Source organism: Aquaticitalea lipolytica (assembly GCF_014641635.1).
In the GTDB taxonomy this organism is placed as follows: domain Bacteria; phylum Bacteroidota; class Bacteroidia; order Flavobacteriales; family Flavobacteriaceae; genus Aquaticitalea; species Aquaticitalea lipolytica.
In genome coordinates this window covers 1-1,224 of the sequence record NZ_BMIC01000028.1, presented here as the reverse complement: position 1 = coordinate 1,224, position 1,224 = coordinate 1, and the positions used below count along the sequence as shown (strand labels likewise).

Here is a 1,224-nt window from a genome sequence, read left to right as displayed (position 1 = left end):
CAGACATTATAAAGCTGTAGGATGCAATACATGTTATCAAACAGGTTATCAAGGCAGAAAGGCCATTTATGAAATTATTCCTATTAAAAAAGACATTATTACACATATAAAAGCCAATGAGTTAGAAGTTGATAGTTACCTTAAAGACCATAACATAGCTACTTTAAAATCAAATGCCATTGAACTCGTTGCTAGTGGTATAACTTCTATAGAAGAAGTATATCCATTACTAACAGATTAAATACTTATGAGACAAATGAAGAAATTCCTCTATTTTATCTTTTTGCTTGTGTTTCATTTGAGTTTTTCTCAAAAAGAAGACCAAAGAATTGCAACGATTAGTCATCAATTAGAAATCCTCTCAACTGAAAACTCTGGTCTAACAGAAAAATTCAAAACTGAAATACAGGTCAGTAATATCACGTTAAGTAATTTCTTAATTGCATTAGCTGAAGTTCATAAAGTCAATTTTAATGTGTCTCCAGAGCTCAATAAAATAAATATTGCTAACAACTTTTCTAATGTTGTCGTTTCAGATCTTTTAGTCTTTCTATGCAAAGAATATAATTTGACTATTGACTTTACTGGCAATATTATGTCTATAAAACCATATTCTGAACCAACTAAAATTATTGAAGAGCGTATTATTCCAATTAGTTATATTCCTAATACTAATCTTATTTCAATAGATATTAAAAACGATAAGCTTTATGATGTATTCAAACGTGTTATGGATGTTACGGGTAAAAATTTAGTTTTTACTCCAGGATTAGAAAATAAATCTTTAACGACCTATATTCAACAAATGCCTTTTGATGCAGCAATGGATAAAATGGCTCTAGGTAATAATTTGTTTGTAGTGAAAACCAAAGATGACTTTTATGTTTTCGAAGACAATACTCCAAATGCTCTAACTAATACTACAAATTCAGCAACGTCGCAACGTCCTATACGAAGAAGAAATTCAAATTTCTTTTTTAAAGTTTTAGATTCTGAAACGAAACTTTTAGAAGTTGATTTTGTAAATACATCCATTTCAGATATTATAAATGATATTGGTGATGAGTTGAAAATAGATATTTTCACAGCCTCTCCATTAGACAATGCAGGTGTTGCTTCTCTAAGATCAAAATCTATAACTTTTGATGACTTATTAGTTAAATTATTTGAAACCCAAATTAGCAATACTCAAAACATTGTAAATGCTAATGGACAAACCAAAAA

At 28.9% G+C, this 1,224-nt stretch carries 1 protein-coding gene and 1 pseudogene; both read left to right on the top strand.

All coding sequences use genetic code 11. From position 1 onward, the window contains the following. Positions 1 to 241: ATPase, T2SS/T4P/T4SS family (locus IEW41_RS14450; protein ID WP_444541727.1), on the top strand; the 241-nt coding region annotated here is incomplete at its 5' end. A 15-nt stretch (positions 242 to 256) separates the two neighbouring features. After that, a pseudogene (locus tag IEW41_RS14445) lies at positions 257 to 1,224 on the top strand (type II secretion system protein GspD); the annotation flags it as partial.